The organism is Paraburkholderia sp. SIMBA_027 (assembly GCF_046535315.1).
GTDB classification, from domain to species: Bacteria; Pseudomonadota; Gammaproteobacteria; order Burkholderiales; family Burkholderiaceae; genus Paraburkholderia; species Paraburkholderia tropica.
Genome location: NZ_JAWRWY010000375.1, coordinates 1 through 281, shown reverse-complemented (window position 1 = coordinate 281; position 281 = coordinate 1). Strand labels below are relative to the sequence as shown.

At 68.7% G+C, this 281-nt stretch carries 1 pseudogene; it reads left to right on the top strand.

The features are described 5' to 3' along the window. Positions 1 to 281: pseudogene (locus SB764_RS39485) on the top strand (exopolysaccharide biosynthesis protein); the annotation flags it as partial.

Genomic DNA, 281 nt, shown 5'->3' with positions numbered 1-281 from the left:
CAGACGCAGACGGGTGCATCGATCAACAGCGGCCCGCAGCAGGCGCCGACCGATGCGGAAATCGAGATCATCAAGAGCCGCGGCGTCGTCGCGCCGGTCGTCGAGGAGTTCAAGCTGAACTTCTCGGTCGTGCCGAAGACGATGCCGGGGATCGGCAGCCTGGCCGCGCGCATCGCGACGCCGGGCGAGCCGTCGCGCGCGTGGTTCGGCCTGCGGTCGTACGCGTGGGGCGGCGAAGTCGCCGATATCGACTCGATCAACGTCGTGCCCGAGCTCGAAGG